The 17,515-nt window shown below is 57.0% G+C and carries 12 protein-coding genes; 6 read left to right on the top strand and 6 right to left on the bottom strand.

Annotated elements, in window-relative coordinates:
- Positions 1–11 precede the first annotated feature (11 nt).
- The 6 genes from ACSQ8V_RS31090 to ACSQ8V_RS31065 all read right to left on the bottom strand — a co-directional run bounded on the left by ACSQ8V_RS31090 (position 12) and on the right by ACSQ8V_RS31065 (position 10,646).
- Positions 12–3,719 (bottom strand): ImcF-related family protein, encoded by a 3,708-nt coding sequence (locus ACSQ8V_RS31090; RefSeq protein ID WP_436208341.1) that lies wholly within the window; start codon positions 3,717–3,719, stop codon positions 12–14.
- A 94-nt stretch (positions 3,720–3,813) separates the two neighbouring features.
- Entirely contained in the window at positions 3,814–4,083 is a 270-nt protein-coding gene (locus ACSQ8V_RS31085) for a PAAR domain-containing protein (RefSeq protein WP_436209219.1), read from the bottom strand.
- An 87-nt stretch (positions 4,084–4,170) separates the two neighbouring features.
- Positions 4,171–5,517, bottom strand: a complete 1,347-nt coding sequence (locus ACSQ8V_RS31080) for a hypothetical protein (protein WP_436208340.1) — start codon at positions 5,515–5,517, stop codon at positions 4,171–4,173.
- Positions 5,469–6,554: a T6SS immunity protein Tli4 family protein gene (locus ACSQ8V_RS31075; RefSeq protein ID WP_436208339.1), complete on the bottom strand. Its 1,086-nt coding sequence runs from the start codon at positions 6,552–6,554 to the stop codon at positions 5,469–5,471. Before ACSQ8V_RS31075 ends, ACSQ8V_RS31080 begins: the two co-directional genes overlap by 49 nt.
- Entirely contained in the window at positions 6,548–8,119 is a 1,572-nt protein-coding gene (locus ACSQ8V_RS31070; RefSeq protein ID WP_436208338.1) for an esterase/lipase family protein, read from the bottom strand. The genes ACSQ8V_RS31075 and ACSQ8V_RS31070 overlap by 7 nt, the downstream gene beginning before the upstream one ends.
- Positions 8,120–8,177: 58 nt before the next feature.
- Positions 8,178–10,646: a DUF2345 domain-containing protein gene (locus tag ACSQ8V_RS31065; protein ID WP_436208337.1), complete on the bottom strand. Its 2,469-nt coding sequence runs from the start codon at positions 10,644–10,646 to the stop codon at positions 8,178–8,180.
- Between the two features lie 294 nt (positions 10,647–10,940).
- Between ACSQ8V_RS31065 and tssB the strand changes: the two genes are divergently transcribed.
- The 6 genes from tssB to ACSQ8V_RS31035 all read left to right on the top strand — a co-directional run bounded on the left by tssB (position 10,941) and on the right by ACSQ8V_RS31035 (position 17,480).
- Positions 10,941–11,447: a type VI secretion system contractile sheath small subunit gene (tssB, locus tag ACSQ8V_RS31060; RefSeq protein ID WP_213765271.1), complete on the top strand. Its 507-nt coding sequence runs from the start codon at positions 10,941–10,943 to the stop codon at positions 11,445–11,447.
- A 60-nt stretch (positions 11,448–11,507) separates the two neighbouring features.
- Positions 11,508–13,073: a type VI secretion system contractile sheath large subunit gene (gene tssC / locus ACSQ8V_RS31055; protein ID WP_213765270.1), complete on the top strand. Its 1,566-nt coding sequence runs from the start codon at positions 11,508–11,510 to the stop codon at positions 13,071–13,073.
- Positions 13,074–13,191: 118 nt separating this feature from the next.
- Positions 13,192–14,538 carry a type VI secretion system baseplate subunit TssK gene (tssK, locus tag ACSQ8V_RS31050; protein WP_436208336.1) on the top strand — a complete coding sequence of 449 codons (1,347 nt, stop codon included), beginning with the start codon at positions 13,192–13,194 and terminating at the stop codon, positions 14,536–14,538.
- Positions 14,535–15,206: a DotU family type IV/VI secretion system protein gene (locus ACSQ8V_RS31045; protein ID WP_436208335.1), complete on the top strand. Its 672-nt coding sequence runs from the start codon at positions 14,535–14,537 to the stop codon at positions 15,204–15,206. The genes tssK and ACSQ8V_RS31045 overlap by 4 nt, the downstream gene beginning before the upstream one ends.
- Positions 15,170–16,981: an OmpA family protein gene (locus ACSQ8V_RS31040; RefSeq protein ID WP_436208334.1), complete on the top strand. Its 1,812-nt coding sequence runs from the start codon at positions 15,170–15,172 to the stop codon at positions 16,979–16,981. The genes ACSQ8V_RS31045 and ACSQ8V_RS31040 overlap by 37 nt, the downstream gene beginning before the upstream one ends.
- A gap of 13 nt (positions 16,982–16,994) precedes the next feature.
- Positions 16,995–17,480 (top strand): Hcp family type VI secretion system effector, encoded by a 486-nt coding sequence (locus tag ACSQ8V_RS31035; protein WP_213765267.1) that lies wholly within the window; start codon positions 16,995–16,997, stop codon positions 17,478–17,480.
- Positions 17,481–17,515 lie beyond the last annotated feature (35 nt).

The raw sequence follows: 17,515 nt of genomic DNA, 5'->3' as shown, positions 1-17,515 counted from the left end.
TACGAAGGAATTCATAGGGCAGCGTCCCGGGCAACGTCAGGCAGCGGCGTGACGGCGTGTTTGGCAGCCTCACGGGCGGCATTCGGCAACGGCGGCGGGCTGGCGGACGCACTGATGTTCGCCACGCGTGCCGGTTTGTCGATGAACATGCGGTTCGGTAAAACAAATCCCTTCAATGCGAGCAGTTCGAGCGGTCCTTTACCAACATCCGTGCGCATCAGATAGCTCAGCGGGTAAGTCAGGTTCGCGGGTGCTGGGGTAAGCGGTTCCTGCGTGACGAGGCTATCGAGTACCGGGTGTTCGGTCGATGCGCTTTGCTCCTGCGCTGAACCGTTCCAGTCGTCAGCGGGGCGGTGTGTTGGCTTTTGCGCAGCCGGTGAAGTCGATGAAGCAGCGCCCGGTGACGCGAGAGCGGCCACGCGCATCATTCGCGTGTCGGGCGCTGCCTGCCAGGTAAGCTGGAACGTCGCGCTGTCCATCGGCTCGACTTTCGCGCGTTCGAGCATCCGCACGAGTGCCCACCGGCCGCCGAACTCGAAGTTCTTGTTCGTGCCGGCCTGTTCGGTCTGCCATTGCAAACGCGTACCTTTGGTCTCGGGGTCGTTCGATGGCCAGACCAGACCCTGCCACGTCTCGCGCTGGTTGTAGTAGTGCAGCTTCTGCGCATCGATGGTCAAAACGGTGTCAGTAATGCCCGGCGTCGGAATCGGCTTGAACTCGAAGCGATACTGCGGCTCGCCTTGTGCGAGCAGATGTCCCGCGATGCGCTGCAGCGTATTCACCGCTTTGAGGAACGCGGGATCGAACTGCAATGCGCCACCGCGCGTGTTGGTTTCCACCCACTGGTCGCCCTGCAGTTCCAGCACACCTGCAAGTTGCAAGCTCAGGAACGCCGATATCAATCCGCCTTGCGGTCTGAGAAAGCGGGCTAGCTCTGGAATGGATGCGTCGTTGTCGGTGTTATCGAATGGATAACGACCCGCAAATGACTTGTTCCAGTTCGCGACGATCGATTGTCGCCATGCATCGTTCAGACTTGCTTGTGCGGGTTGAAGGACGATCTGCGTGGCTTGCGCGACGGGGCGCACGAAGAGTGCGTCGCCCATGCCGGACCATTGCGCGCCGAGGCTCGCGGCGATGAGTTGCGCGTACGCTTGGGTATCGGCGAGTTCTGAGCCCTTGCCCTGGAAGAGCGCTTGCGCGAGTTGGCGGGCTTGGGCGTCGCCATCGGTGCCGTTGCTCAGTTGCTGGAGTTTCAGTCGAAGCGCGGTGACGCGTTCCAGGTAGCGCTGCAGGCTGACATCGCTTGGCGGTATGGCGCCTTTGGGTGTTGACGTTTCACTGACCTGTCCGATCAAGCGGAGCACCGGTCCGAACGAGGCTGAAAGCGGTCCCGCGTCGCTGGCGATTGCTGCTGCTTGCGGATCATCTTTCTTGCCAAAGATGTTCTGCGCCTTGGCGACCAACGTGTCCGACAACGATGCCTGACGCATACCCGCCGTGCCCTGATAGTCGAGTGACTTCATCAACGCGATGACGGGCGATTGACGTGCATCGGCGAGCAGTTTCATCTGTTCAATGGCAGCAGGGATATTCGGCGCGGATTGCCACTGCAGCGCGTTCATGAACGCCTGCCAGTGTTCGGCGTAATCGTTGAAATATTGCGTGGTGAGGGCGAGTTCGAGCGCATCGGTTGATGAGGCTTGCGCGGGATCAATGGGGCTCGCGGATGGGTCATTGTTGGCGAGCACCCAATCGCGCGTGATATCGCGGCTCTTGGCGGCTTCAGTGATGGCCGCTGCGACGTAACCCTCGTACGCTTGCCGCGTGTAGACGCCCGGAACGGTGACGCTCGTTCGGATGAGTCCGCGCGTATCGGTGCCGGCTGTAAGTGATGCAAGCGTCTGGTCCGGGTACTTGTTGCCGACTCCTGCCAACACGCTCTGATAAACCGTGTCCTCGGAATTACGCGTGCCGATCACCGACAACAACGTCTGACGCGATGCGTTCACCAGTTCGGCACGCGGCTGGATGCGCCATGCGTCGTGGGTTTTCAGGTGTTGCGCATAGAACCCCGCCAGTCGTTCAGAGATATCGAGCTTCGCACCGACGGAAACGTTTGCGTTCGTGGACCAATAACGTATGAGTTGCGGCGTGATGAAACCTGCATCGGCACGGCTCGGATCGGCGAGCATCAGGTAGGTTTTAAGCGCCTTGTGACCATCGAGTGCCGCGGCGTTGGCCTGGTCATCGAGTGAATCAGTTTGCATCTGGCTGAGGTCGACCAGCGTCGCTTCGAGGTTTTGCTGGATGGGTGTGACCAAGATCGATTGGCTCGCACTGGCATAAGACGTCCAGAGCGCTGCAAGAATCGCGGCATCCTGATTCAGGCCAAAGCGACTCCACAACGGTGGCTGATGGGTCACACGTGGCTCAGAGCGACCGATCTGCTGCTGCAACGCGAGCAAGGCTTGCAACCGCGCCGCCGGATCTGGCGCAGTCTTGAGCGTTTGAATCGTCTGCCGCGCTTCGGAGAGGCTGCGTCCGTTCGTCATGCCGGAGATCAGCATGCCTGCGGTCCATAGGCCGATGACGGTCAGTGCGATGGTCGAGAACACAGTGACCGGATGCCAGCCCATACGTCGGCCGCGTTGCTTGCGTACGATTGTCGCCAGGTGGTTCCATAGCGGCAGATCGGCGCTGGTGAGCGCGTTTGAATCGACGACCATGCCTGCATCAACGGCAACCGGAAAAGGCGCGAAGAAGGCACCGCTCACCGATTGGTGCCGCCCCTTGCGATTTGCCAATGACGCGATCAACGCGGCGAGCGGGGCGCTACGTGTATCGAGTCGTTGCGACAGCTGATTACTGTACCGGTCTTTAAAGCTCCGGATCAATTGCCCGACACTCATATTCCCGATACGGCTGCGTAGCTCAAGCAAGCTCGATTCGATCGAACGCTCGTTAGCGTCGGGCGCGAATTCACAACCGAGCACCGCCGTGCGACCGTTGTTGAAAGCATCCGTTTTAGCGACATCGAGCACGTACACCGGAGCAGACCAACGCAGTACGTTGGCGATGCGCGCCAGGGTCACGCTGTATGAGCTCGCGCCGCGTCTTTGCGCAGATAAATCGGCGGTACCGTCGAGCGTCAGGATCACGGCGTCTACGGGGCGGTTGCGACGGAGCGTACAGAGCTGCTGAAGCCATGCTTCGTCAGGTCGGCCGTCCTTGTCTGTCTTACTCCATAACAGCACCGCACCTTGCGTGGCAAGCCAGCCGTGAGCGACGAGATCCGGCAACGCTTGTTCGATCGTCGCGTCGTCGCCGGCGAGCACAAGCCACGATTGGCGGTAGCGCCAGCGAATGCCGTTCTCCGCGCGCAAGTGCTCACGCAGCGTACTCAGACCATTCCGACCGTCCTTAACCGGCTTTGTGGCGTTCATCTGGGCCAGCGCACCTTGCGTGGTGCCTGCCATCTCGGGCGCCCGAATATGCAGCCATCTTGCCAGGTTTCTCGCGGCGCTCCCGAGTCTCGCGCGATTGTCGAATGCGAGGAGGAAAGCGAGAGCCATCGCACACATGGCGACGCCTGCGATCCAGTTGCTGCGGGCTTCGGGCGTTGCAATGCCGGCCTCCTTGCCCCACACGAGGATGAAAAGACCTACGATAAGAGCGAGTGCTGTTATTCCAAGTACATCTAGGGACAGCTTTTTCATGTGCGATGGTTTCTTTGTGCTTAGTCTGAGCGAACCTCCCATGCGTAGGTGGTGCCGCGAACCGGTGACGATGGAGCGCATGTGCGCCTGCGCGTCACACTTCCATATACGACGTGTACTGAGAGGGAAGAAAATGTGAACTTGGAATACAGATGCACAAACAAATGTCGTCGCTTAATGCCGCTTCACGGCCATCTGGTGATGTCATCGAAAGACGTGGTCCAACGCACACGATTCGTCCTATGGTCTTGCATACCGGACACGCAACAGGATCGCCTTCGTACGCTTGCTCGCGATCGCCGAGCATGTCAGTCGAATCTCCATTCAGGATTGTCGCCCCGGTAGGGGTCTTGTCACCCTTCATGAGGTCATAGCGCTTTGTCATTATTTGGCTCCTATGTGATAGCTCGAAGCGGGCTCACACGTGCTCGCCGCTGGCGTTTATCTAGATTCAGATTGATGTTTCGTGTACGGTCGAAGGCGGCCCATCCTTCGCCGCAGAACAGATCAGTACGGCGCCGTCGAATGTGTCCGCTGCGCGGACAAAGACCATTTGACTCGGTTTGTCATCGGATAACGACTGGGCGGCGCACGCCGCCGCAAGCCAAGGCGCGGCGACACCTGCGTAACCGATGGACTGATCCATCTTGATGACATTCTTCGTTACGCCAAGCGACGCGTCTTGTGTACAAACTTGACCCCACGAGATCGCGTCGAAACCGGCTTGCCAACCACCCTTGATGTAAGACGCGTCCGTTCCCGCCCATTTCAATGCAGGCTGCAAAGCGTCGTTTGCTTGTGCAATCACAGCGCGAACAGGTCGATGAAGCGCTACCTTCGACACCAAGTTGTACCTTGCCGCCGTGGTTTGGGGCATGAGAAGCAGCGCGGCTGCCGCTTCGGCAGATCCAGGGGGTGGCGAGGCGCTTTGCAAGACATTCATTTGAATGGCAACGACCAACCGAGCCTTGTTCTCGGGCGTCGCTATGGTCCGATCCAACCAACGGTCAAGCGATATGAGGTCAACATCGTCGTCACCAACGGCGATGTCAATGTGCCGCAGACCAAACTTTTGCCATTGTTCGTTCCACAAGCGATCCCGATCTTCAGTTGACAGCAGGCTCGACATAACAAAATGAACGTCAAGCGTAAGCCTTTGAGGCAGCGTTTTGATGACCTCCGCAAGTTCTTCAATCAGCTCTGCAAAGAGCCATTTGCTTACTTCAAGGTGCCGTGTCTTGTCTGCCACTAGGGTGCCTGGCACCAACTTCACGGTAGGTAGGACCAGCCACCGTGCAACGACCGGAGGCGCGTCTCGCGCAATAGCGACCTGCGAGACAAGCTTCATCGACTTATCGAGGATGCTATTCAGTGCGTTGTCTTTCCTGTCGCACGAAAAGCGGTAGGCCGTAGCGAGCACAGCGATTGGCTTGCTCGCTACGTCGAAAACGCTTTTGTTGTACGCAGTGACGACTTCGTTTTTGGCTTGTACGTCAAGCTTGCTCGCCTCATATGCGCTGAACCGACGCGTGAGGATGAAGGTAGCGAGCGCGCTCGGAAGGACAATGATGGTTGTCCAGAACAGCAAGCCGTTCGTGGGCATGCTCTTCGGCCAAAGTAGCATCGTTGCAGCGACTCCTCCCGCAAACACAAGTGCAAATACGACACTCCAAAGGAGCTTTGAGGGCGGGTTAGCCGGTTCCGATTCTTCACCCGGCAGTTGGAGAAAGTCAACAGCCATACTGATGTCTAAAAGCCGTTCGGCCGTGGCCGTAGCGTGCGCGAAACCGCGTCCCATAACGCTACGGACTCGTTTTCGGTAAGCGAGGCTTTTTCTAGCTTCTGTTTTGACAGGCCATCTGGAGCGGGCCATCCGTTATGCATCTCCACTCCGACGAGCGGATTTTGCGCGCTACTAGTGGTCGAATTAGCCTCCAACATGAAAAAGGTGCCTTGCACGGAAATCGGACTAAGTCCAGCCATAAGCCACTCTTCTGCTTGAATTTCCGGCAAGGACAAGGGGCCACTTCGTATCGTGCGGCCACCGTCAGCATTCTTAAGCATGCCTCTTATCTGTTCACCCCGTTGTAAGAGCGTAGTTGTTTCTCTTATCCCCGAGTTCGTCTCTACGCCAAAACTGACGTCAGTTGCAGCGGCAACGACAAATTGCGACGACACTTCTTCGTTGGTTTGGGCTTTACCTGAAAGAAATCCCCCAAGAAAACAAACACCAGGCTCAGTCGGAATGACATGGTCGTCCCGACCTCGAAGACGCCCTAGTAAATCAAACACCAGCCGAGACTTCTGCGGAACATCGTTCTTAACGTCAAGGCTCATCACAGACGGTGTGCTCCTGTAGATCGACTCGGTAAAGTCAGAGCCGGTAATACTCAATTTCAAGCGATATCCATCGGCCCACTTATAAGCGTCAATAGTTCTACTGCTGTCGCTTGACTCATTAGGGGTCTTTAAGTGAATGAAATACCGAGTATCAGCAGTGGGGCCGACGCCATGCTCGTATAGATACTTGTATCCAAAGACGCTTTTTGTCCCTGACAGTTTCGCTTCAGTTGCCTGCATATCTCGAACGAAATCTTCACGGGTCATTTTTTTCGAGTCCAGCAACACACCCTCTACCTTCGCGCGACCGAAGGTTAGCGCCTCGCTTGGTACATCGACGACGAACCGACCGATGCAGCGCGGCGCCAAACTAACTTTACCTATGCTCATGAAGTTGCTCTCTGGATATATGACCGACATTGAACTTTCGCACGCACCGAGGCAGATAGCGAGAGCGGTAATAGACAGGGTCAACCGTTTAGTAATTCTCAGCATCCATTCTCCGAAGCACGAACGCTGGCTGTAATTTTTGTGATCGCCCATAGAGCAAACGACTGTTGAATGGGTTTTTTGTATGCTCCCTCATGATCTACGTCGGGATAGCCAAGACATACCACGGCTTTTGATATCGGGGCTTTCCCCGAACGTATTGGCACGGTTCCATCCCCGTTTTCACCCGCAGCCTTTATCCTGAACATAGTTTTTATAGTTTTTCCGCCTGCCGCTTGACTTAGCGTTTGATAGCCGAAGCCCCTGTCCTTTAGAACTTGGCCACTTGCAGGATCGTCAATTGGTCGAGACGACCCGAACACCCTTGTCGTAGTGGGTATATCGCGCTCCCACACAACGTCACCCCAAGTCGCGTGATTTACGTCGTCACCATAAAATGCATAAGTGTTTCGGTGGTACAGCCCCGTCCCGTCTTCGCCGGCTAGCCGTTTGTGGAATGTCATCACGCTTTCGGTTATCAATGTCGCATACGCTGACCAGTCGGAATTCAGGTCCTTTTTCTCAACGTCGAAAGGGTTAACGAGATTTTCGTCGCACAAGCTCCACCACTGTCCCCGGGCCGTATAAATCTCGACGTATGGGTCAACCTTCGGTAAGGTAACAACGTTTGCCCCATCTTTGATCTTCAACCAATCCATTCCGTATTCTGGGGTCGGCAATAGCTGGAGAGGCCCAGGTGATTGTGCAAAAACAGCAGTCATTTGCGCAGCGTTGAGGCCGAGCGCGAGACCTGAGGGAAACTCCGTTCCTGCCTTCACGCGTTTGTAGGCGGTTGCCGATCCAGTGGCTGGCATAACGCCATGCACGACCCCCGCAACTTGTGCACTCCCCCCAAGGCATTCGGAGTAAAAGCGAGAAACTAACCCGCCCATCGAGTGGGTCAACAAGATTACCGAGTCACACTTAAATCCCTTCGAGACGTAATAGTTTTTAAACTCGTCAATCTTTTGCTGCAGACGTTGCGCGGAATCTGTATTCGATCCAAGCCAGTTATAACCAACGGCGTGCAGTGGTAGTTGGTATCGGTATGAAGATGCGACCTCCGTTGGAGTCAAAGGTGCAACCCCTAACGGCTCGACGGTCGCTTTCTTCATTAAGTGTGCTCTGTGGCCAGATTTCCATGCACCCACGTCGTCAAGAGCGGATTGCAATGTTTTTAAAAATGGGCCATAGCTCATATTTGCTACCTCTCCCCATCCTCGCCGCTTCAACTCGTCGTCGGTCAAATTCGTGCCGCTCGGAAGCTCGCCGTCGGTGTAAACATCTGTGGCTTGAGGATCGAGTAACGATTTCCGTCGTTCGGAACCTCTCCCAGCCCAATCCCAGACGACCCTCGACTGACTATTTACTAACCAGACCGGAGTTGGGGGCTCTGAGTTTGACCTCAAGTTTGTTCCCATTACCCCGGGGACAAAAATAACGGGAATGTAATGATCCGGTACCATATGGCAAACGGCAATGCTGCTGTCGCTTGGTGACATCACGGACGAGTAGTGAACCGATCCATCGTCGTCAATTTTTGCTTGTAAAATTCGTTCCGTTGTATTCATTGGCTTTGTATTGGCTTTAGGTGATGTCGGGTGGATTGAGCGAAGAGACGCCGCGTCTTTATTTTGGGTCTATGCGTAGTCGAACGCCGTCCACAAAAATGCTCTTCTGCAGGCCCGTCATCCCCGCACTGTCAGTGACACCCTTGATGACGCTCCCGTCCTCGCGAATGATGGAAAATGCGCGGTTAGCGACAGGCTCGTTATCGACTGGCCATTTCAAGACGAACTGCTCGTCGAACTTCGCATGCTTCCATGTGTTCATTGATTCGCCAAGTGACGCCGGCTCCTGTCGACCAAACGAAGCAGACTTGAATGTCCGATCACCGCGAGTACCGTCTTCGATGCCAGTAGACGACATGCGAAAGTAAGACCCGCCACACTTAAGCAGCAGTTCTTCTTTCGCCTCGATCGTCACTCGACCGTTGACGCTGGTGATGGTCATGTTCTGGTCAGAAAGCAAGCGCATTTCATCGCTTTGCGCTTGGATTTCAACCTTGCCCTTCGCGGCAAAAAGCTTCATGCCAAGCCGTTGCGCATAGAGCGACACAGCTTCGCCAGCAGCCACGGTGAAGCGCTTGATGACACCAATGTCCGCGTTCCCGCCAGCCGTTGCAATCAGGTTGTCCGTCGCGCTCAGTTGCAGGTGCTCGCCCGAGGCCAGCGCAATACCCGCCGGGGCGCTCACCAGAATCCCGGCCTTTTTAAGCTCTTTTAGCGTACCGTCGAGAAGTGTCTTCTGTTTCTCATAGTCCGCTGCAATGGCCTGTGCCGCATTGGCCGCTTCAGCGAGGGCCTGCATTTGCTGAAGTGCCTGCTGAAGCAATCCTTCCGCGGCAGTCATTTCAAGCTGTTTGCCGCTCGCGGCAGGCTGATCGTCAGCCGAGATGAACATGCCTTTACCGGCTCGAATCGCGCCATAACCGGACGTTCTCAGCTCATACCCTTCACCCCGATTTTGCCGCTTGCCATCGACAATGTGACCGAGGGTCAGTTGGCTTTTCCCAGAATGCTCAGTCGACAGCTTGATATGCTCTTCGCCCTTCCAGTCCTCCATGCGCAGCTTGTTGTTGCTCTGCGTGCGAATAACGTGGCGCGACATCCACCGGTCCTGATTGGTAATCAGGTCGGTTTGAAGGCTGGTGTGATGAAATTGCGAGATGAATAATTTATTTGGGTCACCGTCTCGGGCCATGATGACCGCTTCCGTGCCATCGAGCACCGGGAAGTGGAACCCCGTTTGCAGCCCACCCGCGAAAGGTTTGGCAAGCCGCAGCGGCACGCTTTCACCACCCGGATTCCAGGCATCGAAATCGAGGTCGAGCCGAACCGTGTAATGACCGAACTTCGTGATGTACGGATACGGGTATTTGTTCGGCGACGTGACGCGTGCACTGAGCGCACCGCTGATCTTCGGCCACTTGCTTTCGTCTATTTTCATGCGAAAACGTCGGTCGGACGGGATCGCTTTATACGAATTGGTGTAAGCCTTGCCCCGGCCACCGGAATGCGTCACCTCGATAATCACCTGCCCACTGGGCGCATCGGGCAGGGGTTCATCGATGCGCAGAATGCGCCCCGGCCGCAACTCCAGCACATTACTCTGCCCGTGATACACCACCTGCCACGCAATGGCCGCCTCGTGGCGCAACTGAGCTTCCCACTGCGCGCCAGCCTGATTCAGATGATTCGTGCCGTAGATATACGGTGTGCCGTAGGTCGTCGTATCGTTGATCGCGACGTTGGCTTCGTCCTTGAAGCGCTCCCATGCAATCAGCGGGTTGTAGTCGGCGACCATCACTGATTGCGGCACCACTTCAGCGTGCGTCTCCAGCGCGAACACCGCTTCAATCCCCGCCTCAAGCCCGGCGTTCTCCCGGTACGGCACCTTCAACTGAGGCGTATAGACGTAGTGATCGATATCGTCTCCGAACACGATCACGTCACCATGCTTTCCTTGTTCTGTATAGAAGAAAATTCCTTCTTGCTCGCAGATCAGGCGAATATAGTCAAGATCCGACATCTGGTACTGCAGCCGGAAATCATGGATGGGATAGTCACGGCGCAGCTTGAAGACAAACTGATGGTCCATGAACTTATCGCGCAGCAGAATTGATTCGATGACCTGCGGCCCGCTCTGGTGCTGAAACACGCGGCTTGCGTGCACGAGGCCCAAACGTGCGATCTGCGACTTAATGACGAAGGTGTAGTGAAACTCGTCCTTCGTCTTCTTGGTCCGTATCAAACTGACGAGGATGCCGGTGTATATGCGCGGCTGCGAGCCGTCTTCGGCGGTGATCGTGAAGTGCGCATCGCGGCCGAGGAAGTCAGCGCGCGTGAGCTGCTCGGGGTGCGTCACTTGGACCACGATCTCGTAGGGCTCACTCATGGCCTCGCGCAGATGATAGGACACCACGGACAGGTCCTTCGCGTTCGTCGCGCTCGGCACGTCAACGTGATACGCCTGCCGACCCGTTATGAGTGCGCCGGACGAGCGTTGCGATCCCGCTCCCTGATCAGTTTCTGCCATCTTTTTAAGGCCCTCGATTTGCTCTGCAAGGTCACCGTCTGCGTTGTTTTGCACGGCGTGTACCGATGCAAAACGCGAAACGTTCGACCTCATTGGTTCGCTGAACAGTCAAACTCGTGGATGATCGTTGAACCTGGGCAAAGAGGAAAGTGATTTTGGTAACGAATGGTCGCAAATCAAAAATCGGATTTGTCCTAGTAGGGTTTCGGTGGATTTTTATCCGAATCACGTGTTACCGTTTTTCGCGAGATTGGTTGTGCTAACCAAATAAAGACCAAAAAACGGAGAAGCAAAATGGCCGAAAGTTTTCAGAATGAAGTGCCTAAAGCACGCGTCAATATCAAGCTTGACCTTCACACGGGCGGGGCATCGAAGAAGGTTGAACTGCCGCTAAAACTGCTGGTGATGGGTGATTACAGCAACGGCCAAAACACGTTGGCACTCGGCGAGCGCGTCAAGGTTTCGGTCAATAAAAACAACTTCAATTCGGTTTTGGCCGACCTGAATCCAAAAGCCAAAATATCGGTGGTGAACACACTGGCCGGCGACGGCAGCGAACTGCCCGTCGACCTGGACTTCAAGTCGATGGAGGACTTTCGCCCTGAGCGAGTCGCCGCTCGCGTCCCCGAACTTCGTACTTTGATGTCGGCACGCAATCTCCTACGCGACCTGAAATCAAACCTGCTGGATAACGCCACGTTCCGCCGTGAACTCGAAAAAATCTTGTTAGACCCGACGATGTCCGCCAGCTTGCGCGCGGAGCTTCAAGGCATCGCTGAATCCGCGCCGTCGGCCGCGTAGTCAACTGCGTTGTCCGCTGCGTCGTCAGTCCAATAACCCGTTTTATCGAGAAGACACATCATGGCAAAAAACGAATCCCGCATCCACGAGGCTGCGGCGGAAACGCTCGTCCTGGATAAACCCGTTGCCGCTACGGCAATCGTTGAAGAGAACGTCTACGCGAATCTCTTTAACAAGATCAATTTGAATACGGTTGCCTCCGCTCGCTCGGTTGGCTCCTTTCACAACCCCGATTCCCTATCCGAATCGTCGGCTGACGAGCGCGTAACGCAAGCGCTGCGCGTGTTCCTCGATATGATCGCCGAATCGTCCCAGCACGTGGACCGTCTGGACAAGAGCCTGATCGACCATCACATGGCGAGCATCGATCGCAAGATTAGCGAGCAACTCGACGCGATCATGCACAACGAGACATTCCAGCAAATCGAATCTGCATGGCGCGGTCTCAAGTTTCTCGTCGACGGCACGGACTTCCGCAAGAACGTCAAGATTGAAGTGCTGGATGTATCGAAGGACGCGTTGCGCCAGGACTTCGAAGACACGCCGGAAATCATCCAAAGCGGCCTGTATCTTCACACGTACATCCAGGAATACGACACCCCGGGCGGCGAGCCGATTGGTTCTGTGATCTCGAACTATGAGTTCGACCGCAGCCCGCAGGATATTGCGTTACTGCGTAATATTTCAAAGGTCTCGGCTGCTGCTCACATGCCGTTTATCGGCTCTGTTGCGCCGAAGTTCTTCGGCAAGGAATCGATGGAAGAGGTCGCGAGCATTCGTGACATCGGCAATTACTTTGATCGTGCTGAATATCTGAAGTGGAAGAGCTTCCGCGAATCGGACGACGCGCGCTATATCGGCTTGACGCTGCCGCGCTTCCTCGTGCGTTTGCCCTACGGTCCAGATACGGTGCCCGTGCGCGCATTCAACTACACGGAAGCGGTCAAGGGACCGGATCACAACCGATATCTCTGGGCCAACGCTTCGTTCGCGTTCGCGGCGAACATGGTGAAGAGCTTTATCGATAACGGCTGGTGCGTGCAGATTCGCGGTCCGCAAGCGGGCGGTTTGGTTGGCGATTTGCCGATTCACCTGTATGACCTCGGAACCGGCAATCAGGCGAAGATTCCTACCGAAGTGTTGATTCCGGAAACGCGTGAATTCGAGTTCGCCAATCTCGGTTTCATTCCTCTGTCGTATTACAAGAACCACGATCACGCGTGTTTCTTCTCGGCGCACTCAGCGCAGAAGCCGGCGATTTATGACACGAAGGACGCGACGGCGAATAGCCGCGTCAACGCGCGCCTGCCGTACATCTTCCTGCTCTCGCGCATTGCGCATTACCTGAAGCTGATCCAGCGCGAGAACATCGGCACGACCAAAGACCGGCGCGTGCTCGAACTCGAACTGAATACGTGGATCAAGACGCTCGTCACCGAGATGACCGATCCGGGCGATTCGCTGCAGGCATCGCATCCGCTGCGCGAGGCGAAGGTGACGGTAGAAGACATTGAAGACAACCCGGGATTTTTCCGCGTGAAGCTCTTCATCGTGCCGCACTTCCAGATTGAAGGCATGGATCTGAATTTATCGCTGGTCTCGCAGATGCCCAAGGCGAAAAGCTGAAGCGTTAAGCATTAGCTCCCGGTTTTAGAAAGCAACACATCAATAGAGTAAGTCGCGCTGCACGGTCGCTACCGTGCAGCGCCTCTCTGCGCGCATAAAAGAAACACAAAAATAAAGAATGAAAATAACCAGACCGCTGTGGGCCAAGGGTGTGTTCATGACGCCCCAGCATTTCCAGCAACAGGCGATGTGGAATCAATTCGCTGACGAGCGGGTTGCGAGAATGATCAGCGCCGATCCGTGGGGTTTAAGCCGCGTCGTATTCGACCAGCAAGCGCTGGGCGTCAACCGGCTGCAACTCAACGCAATCGACGTGCGTTTGCCCGATGGTACGTTTATCGATTCGGAGACGGCGGATCGCTTGCCGGTTCCGCGTCAACTCAGTGACATATCAACGGCGGTTGACGGCGTGGTGGTGTCGATCGGGCTGCCCCTGATCGATGCGCAAGGCGGAAATTGCATCGAGGAAGGCGAGCGTCACGCGCGGCCGCGCCGTTTCGTGCGCGAATATTTGAACGTCGCCGATATCAACGGCGAAGGTCACGAAGAACTGAGCGTCGAGCGGCACGCACTCGCCTTGCTCTTTGACTTCGAGGCGTCAGATAGTTATGTCACGTGCCCGATCGGGCGTCTGCTTCGCAACACGCAGGGATTGTTCGAGTTCGATCCCGCGTTCGTGCCGCCGTGTTTGTTCCTGTCGGCGAACGAGCGCTTGATGGAACGCATGAAGCGTTTGTCCGAGATCCTCAGCGCAAAAAGCGCGAGTCTCGCTGTGCGCCGCCGGGAGCGTTCGGATCAGATCGCCGACTATGCTGTGTCCGACGTATCGCTCTTCTGGCTGCTTCACAGCGTGAACAGCACCTGGCCGGACCTCGCGCGGCTGTGCGCGGCGCCCCAACAGCATCCAGAGCGGCTCTACGGTGTGCTGGCGCGCCTGGCCGGCTCTCTGCTGACGTTCTCCACCACCGAGACGCTGCAGGCCATTCCCGCCTACGATCACCACGCGCCCGAGCCGATGTTCGCGGAACTGGAATCGCTTATTCGCGTGCTGCTTGATACCGTCATTCCGTCCCGTGTCGTGCCGATTACGCTGGAACGTCCTAAACACACGATGTGGGCAGGCAAGATCAACGACGAGCGCCTGACCGATGGCGCCGACTATTACCTGTCGGTGCAGTCGTCGCTGCCGGCGCACGTGTTGCTCGAACAGTTGCCGCGATTGTGCAAGGCGGGTGCGCCCGATGAGGTCGAGCAGATCGTGAATTCCGCGATGCCGGGCATTCCGTTGCGCGTCATGTCGCGCTTGCCGGCCGCGATCCCTATTCGCATCGAAAGCCAGTATTTTGCGCTCGACAGTGCTCACCCTGCGTTCAAACGGATGATCGCGGCGCGCGCGTGCCAGTTCTATGTGCCGTCGTCCATTCCCGATGTCGTCCTTGAACTCTACGCGGTGCTGCCGACATGAACGAGATAACTACTTCGCCCGACAAATACACAGCGCTATTACCGAACGCCTTTCGCGACACCGCGTTTACTGTCGCGAGCCTTGCCGATGACGCGTCATCTCTCACTTTCGTGTCGTTCAGGGCGAAATGCGTCGCGCAAGTCGATGCGCTCGGGCGCGAACTCAGGGCGGCAGGTCACCTTCCCGATGTCGTACGAGATGCAACTTACGCTCAATGCGCGCTGCTGGACGAAACGGCCCTTGCCCATTTGAAGGGAACGGAGCGCGACGCATGGGAGCGCGAACCGCTCCAGGTGCAGCAATTCAAAAGCAATGATGCAGGCTACGAACTCATCGACAAGATCCAGCAGCGGCTCGCGGAACCAAGACCTAAACTTGCCCTGTTGCACATGTTTAACACCGTGCTCGGACTTGGGTTCAAGGGCAAGTTCGCACTGAGCGGCGCCGATGCGCGCCTGGAACTCATGCGTGCGCTCGACCAGCGCATCGGTCAAGCCGGGAGTGTAGATACCTCGGGCACAGTGGTGCTCACGCAGGATGCCTCGCGCCGCTGGAGCACAAACGTCTCGCCGCTTGGCTGGGTGATAGGTGCTGTTCTCGTTGCTGGACTCGTGTATCTGGCGCTGGGGCAGTGGCTCACCGCGTCGATTGCGCGTATTCCGGTTTGACGGGACGTAGCGTGATCCATTCGGCGATCCATTCACCCACCGGCTATCCGTATCGATCGATCTTTGCATGGATCGCAACGCTCGCCATTGTGTGGCTGGTGCTGTGTTCACCGTGGTCGATCGGCTGGAACGTATTCGCGGGCGTGCTCGTCGTGCTGAGTGTGACGGCGGCGATCGTTGTCGCGACGCGGCGCATGATTGCACGCGTGGGTGCGACGCAGCAAGTCCTGCGCAAGATCGACGGTGCGCTCAGTGGACTGCCCGCGGATATCAAGCGCAATACGCCGCTCGTGCTGGTGGTTGGGACAACCAGCACGCTTGTCGCCAGCGCGTTCGGTCGCGAGTTAGCTCAGGAAGCCATCCGCGTGACCGAGACGGCGATCTGGGTACGCGTAAGTGATCCGAGTCGCCTCGCGCACTTTGCCGATTCGCTCAAACGCTGGCGCGACGGTCAAGGCCCCGACGCGCTTGCGTATCTGGTCGATGCAGACGCGGCCAATGATCAGGCAACGTTGATCGGAGGCCTTCGGCGCTGGCGCTCGGCAATCGATGAAGCCGGCCGCGCGGTCGGTTATCCGTTGCCGGTTTGTGTCGCGGTGTATGCGAACGAACTGCGTCCTACCGCCGACGAGTGTCCGTGGTTCGGAACGTCGGGCGGCCACGACGTGAACGTGGCCGCATTGCCTGAGCTGATCTCGGCACGTCTTACGCAATATGCGGGCATGGCGATTCCCGAGGTTCGCGAAGCGCGCGCGCGTCGTGCGGCGCGGCTGGATATCGTGACATGTTGGGCGACGGCCGCCCTGCTGCCAGCGCTTTCTGACGATCAACGATCAACGCGCGCAGTCCACGTTCGCGCGTTCGGCGTGATCGCAGTCGAGGGTCAACCGGCGACGAATTCACTACTTGCGCGGTATGGCTTCGATCGAACCGGGCTCGTGTTGCCTACGAATACGAACGGGATAACCGATGCAAGCGCACGTTATCCCCTGCCCGAACCGCTCATCCGCGGCATTGCCACGCAACAAGCGCATCGTGCGTTACCGCGCGCGCTCGCCCACGGGTTTGTTGCGCTCGTTGCGCTGTTTTGTGCGGCGGCGGCCGCTTCTGCGTGGCAGAACCGCAAACTGGTCGAGCGTGTAAATACCGACATGGCGCAGTACCGGGCGATCCCAGCGAGCAAGGACGCAGCGCGTGTCGATGCGCTCAACGTCGTCAAGCGCGACCGGGATCAACTCGCCGCGTATGCAAGCAACGGCGTGCCCCCAAGGCTCGGCCTGGGCTTCTATCGTGCGGCACCGCTACTTCCTGTCGCCAATGCCTTGATTGCCAGTTATCAGCCGCCTGAACCACCGGCATCGATGATCGAACTCAGCAGCTTGTCGCTATTCAACAGTGGTAGCGCCGTGCTTAACCCCGGCTCGAACCGGGTGCTGGTCGGCGCGCTTGAATTGATTAAAGCGCATCCGTCCAAGCGCGTATTGATTGCTGGTCATACCGATTCCGTGGGCGATCCGCGAAGCAACCAATTGCTCTCCGAAGCGCGGGCCGGGTCGGTGCGCGACTGGCTGGCCGACGCATCCGGTATCTCCCCCACACGATTCGCGATTCAAGGCTATGGCGACACACGCGCTAAAGCCAGCAACGAAACAGAGGCGGGGCGCGCTGCGAACCGTCGCGTCGAAATTACGCTCGTTCCGGACTGTCGTGACGATCGTAAGAACGGGACACCTCCCGAGGGTCATGAAGGCAATGTGGCCTGCTCATTTAATTAGAAGAGGAAAGAAAATGGCAATTCCGTCATACATGTGGATCAAGGACGATGGCGGCGCGGACGTCAAGGGTTCCGTCACCGTTACCGGTCGCGAAGGCAGCGTTGAAGTGGTTGCGTTCGAGCACGGTATTCACATTCCGACCGATGGCAACACCGGCAAGTTGACCGGCACGCGTGTGCACAGCGCGGTCACGTTCACGAAGGAAACGGACGCATCGACGCCGTACCTTTACAAGGCTGTGACGAGCGGTCAGACGCTCAAATCGATCGAGATCAAGTGGTACAAGATCGATGACGCCGGCAAGGAAAAAGAGTACTTCAACACGAAGCTCGACAACGTGAAAGTGGTGAGCGTGAAGCCGAAGATGCACGACATCAAGGACCCGTCGTACGAGAAGCATAACCATCTGGAAAACATCGAACTTCGCTACGAGAAGATCACGTGGGCGTACAAGGACGGCAACATCATCCATGCCGATAGCTGGAACGAACGCTCGTAAGCGTTTGAGTTTTTGCGACTGGTAACGGATGGCAA

Origin of the sequence: Caballeronia sp. LjRoot31, from assembly GCF_964253885.1 — a bacterium.
GTDB lineage: Bacteria > Pseudomonadota > Gammaproteobacteria > Burkholderiales > Burkholderiaceae > Caballeronia.
This window is presented reverse-complemented; position numbering and strand designations above follow the sequence as displayed.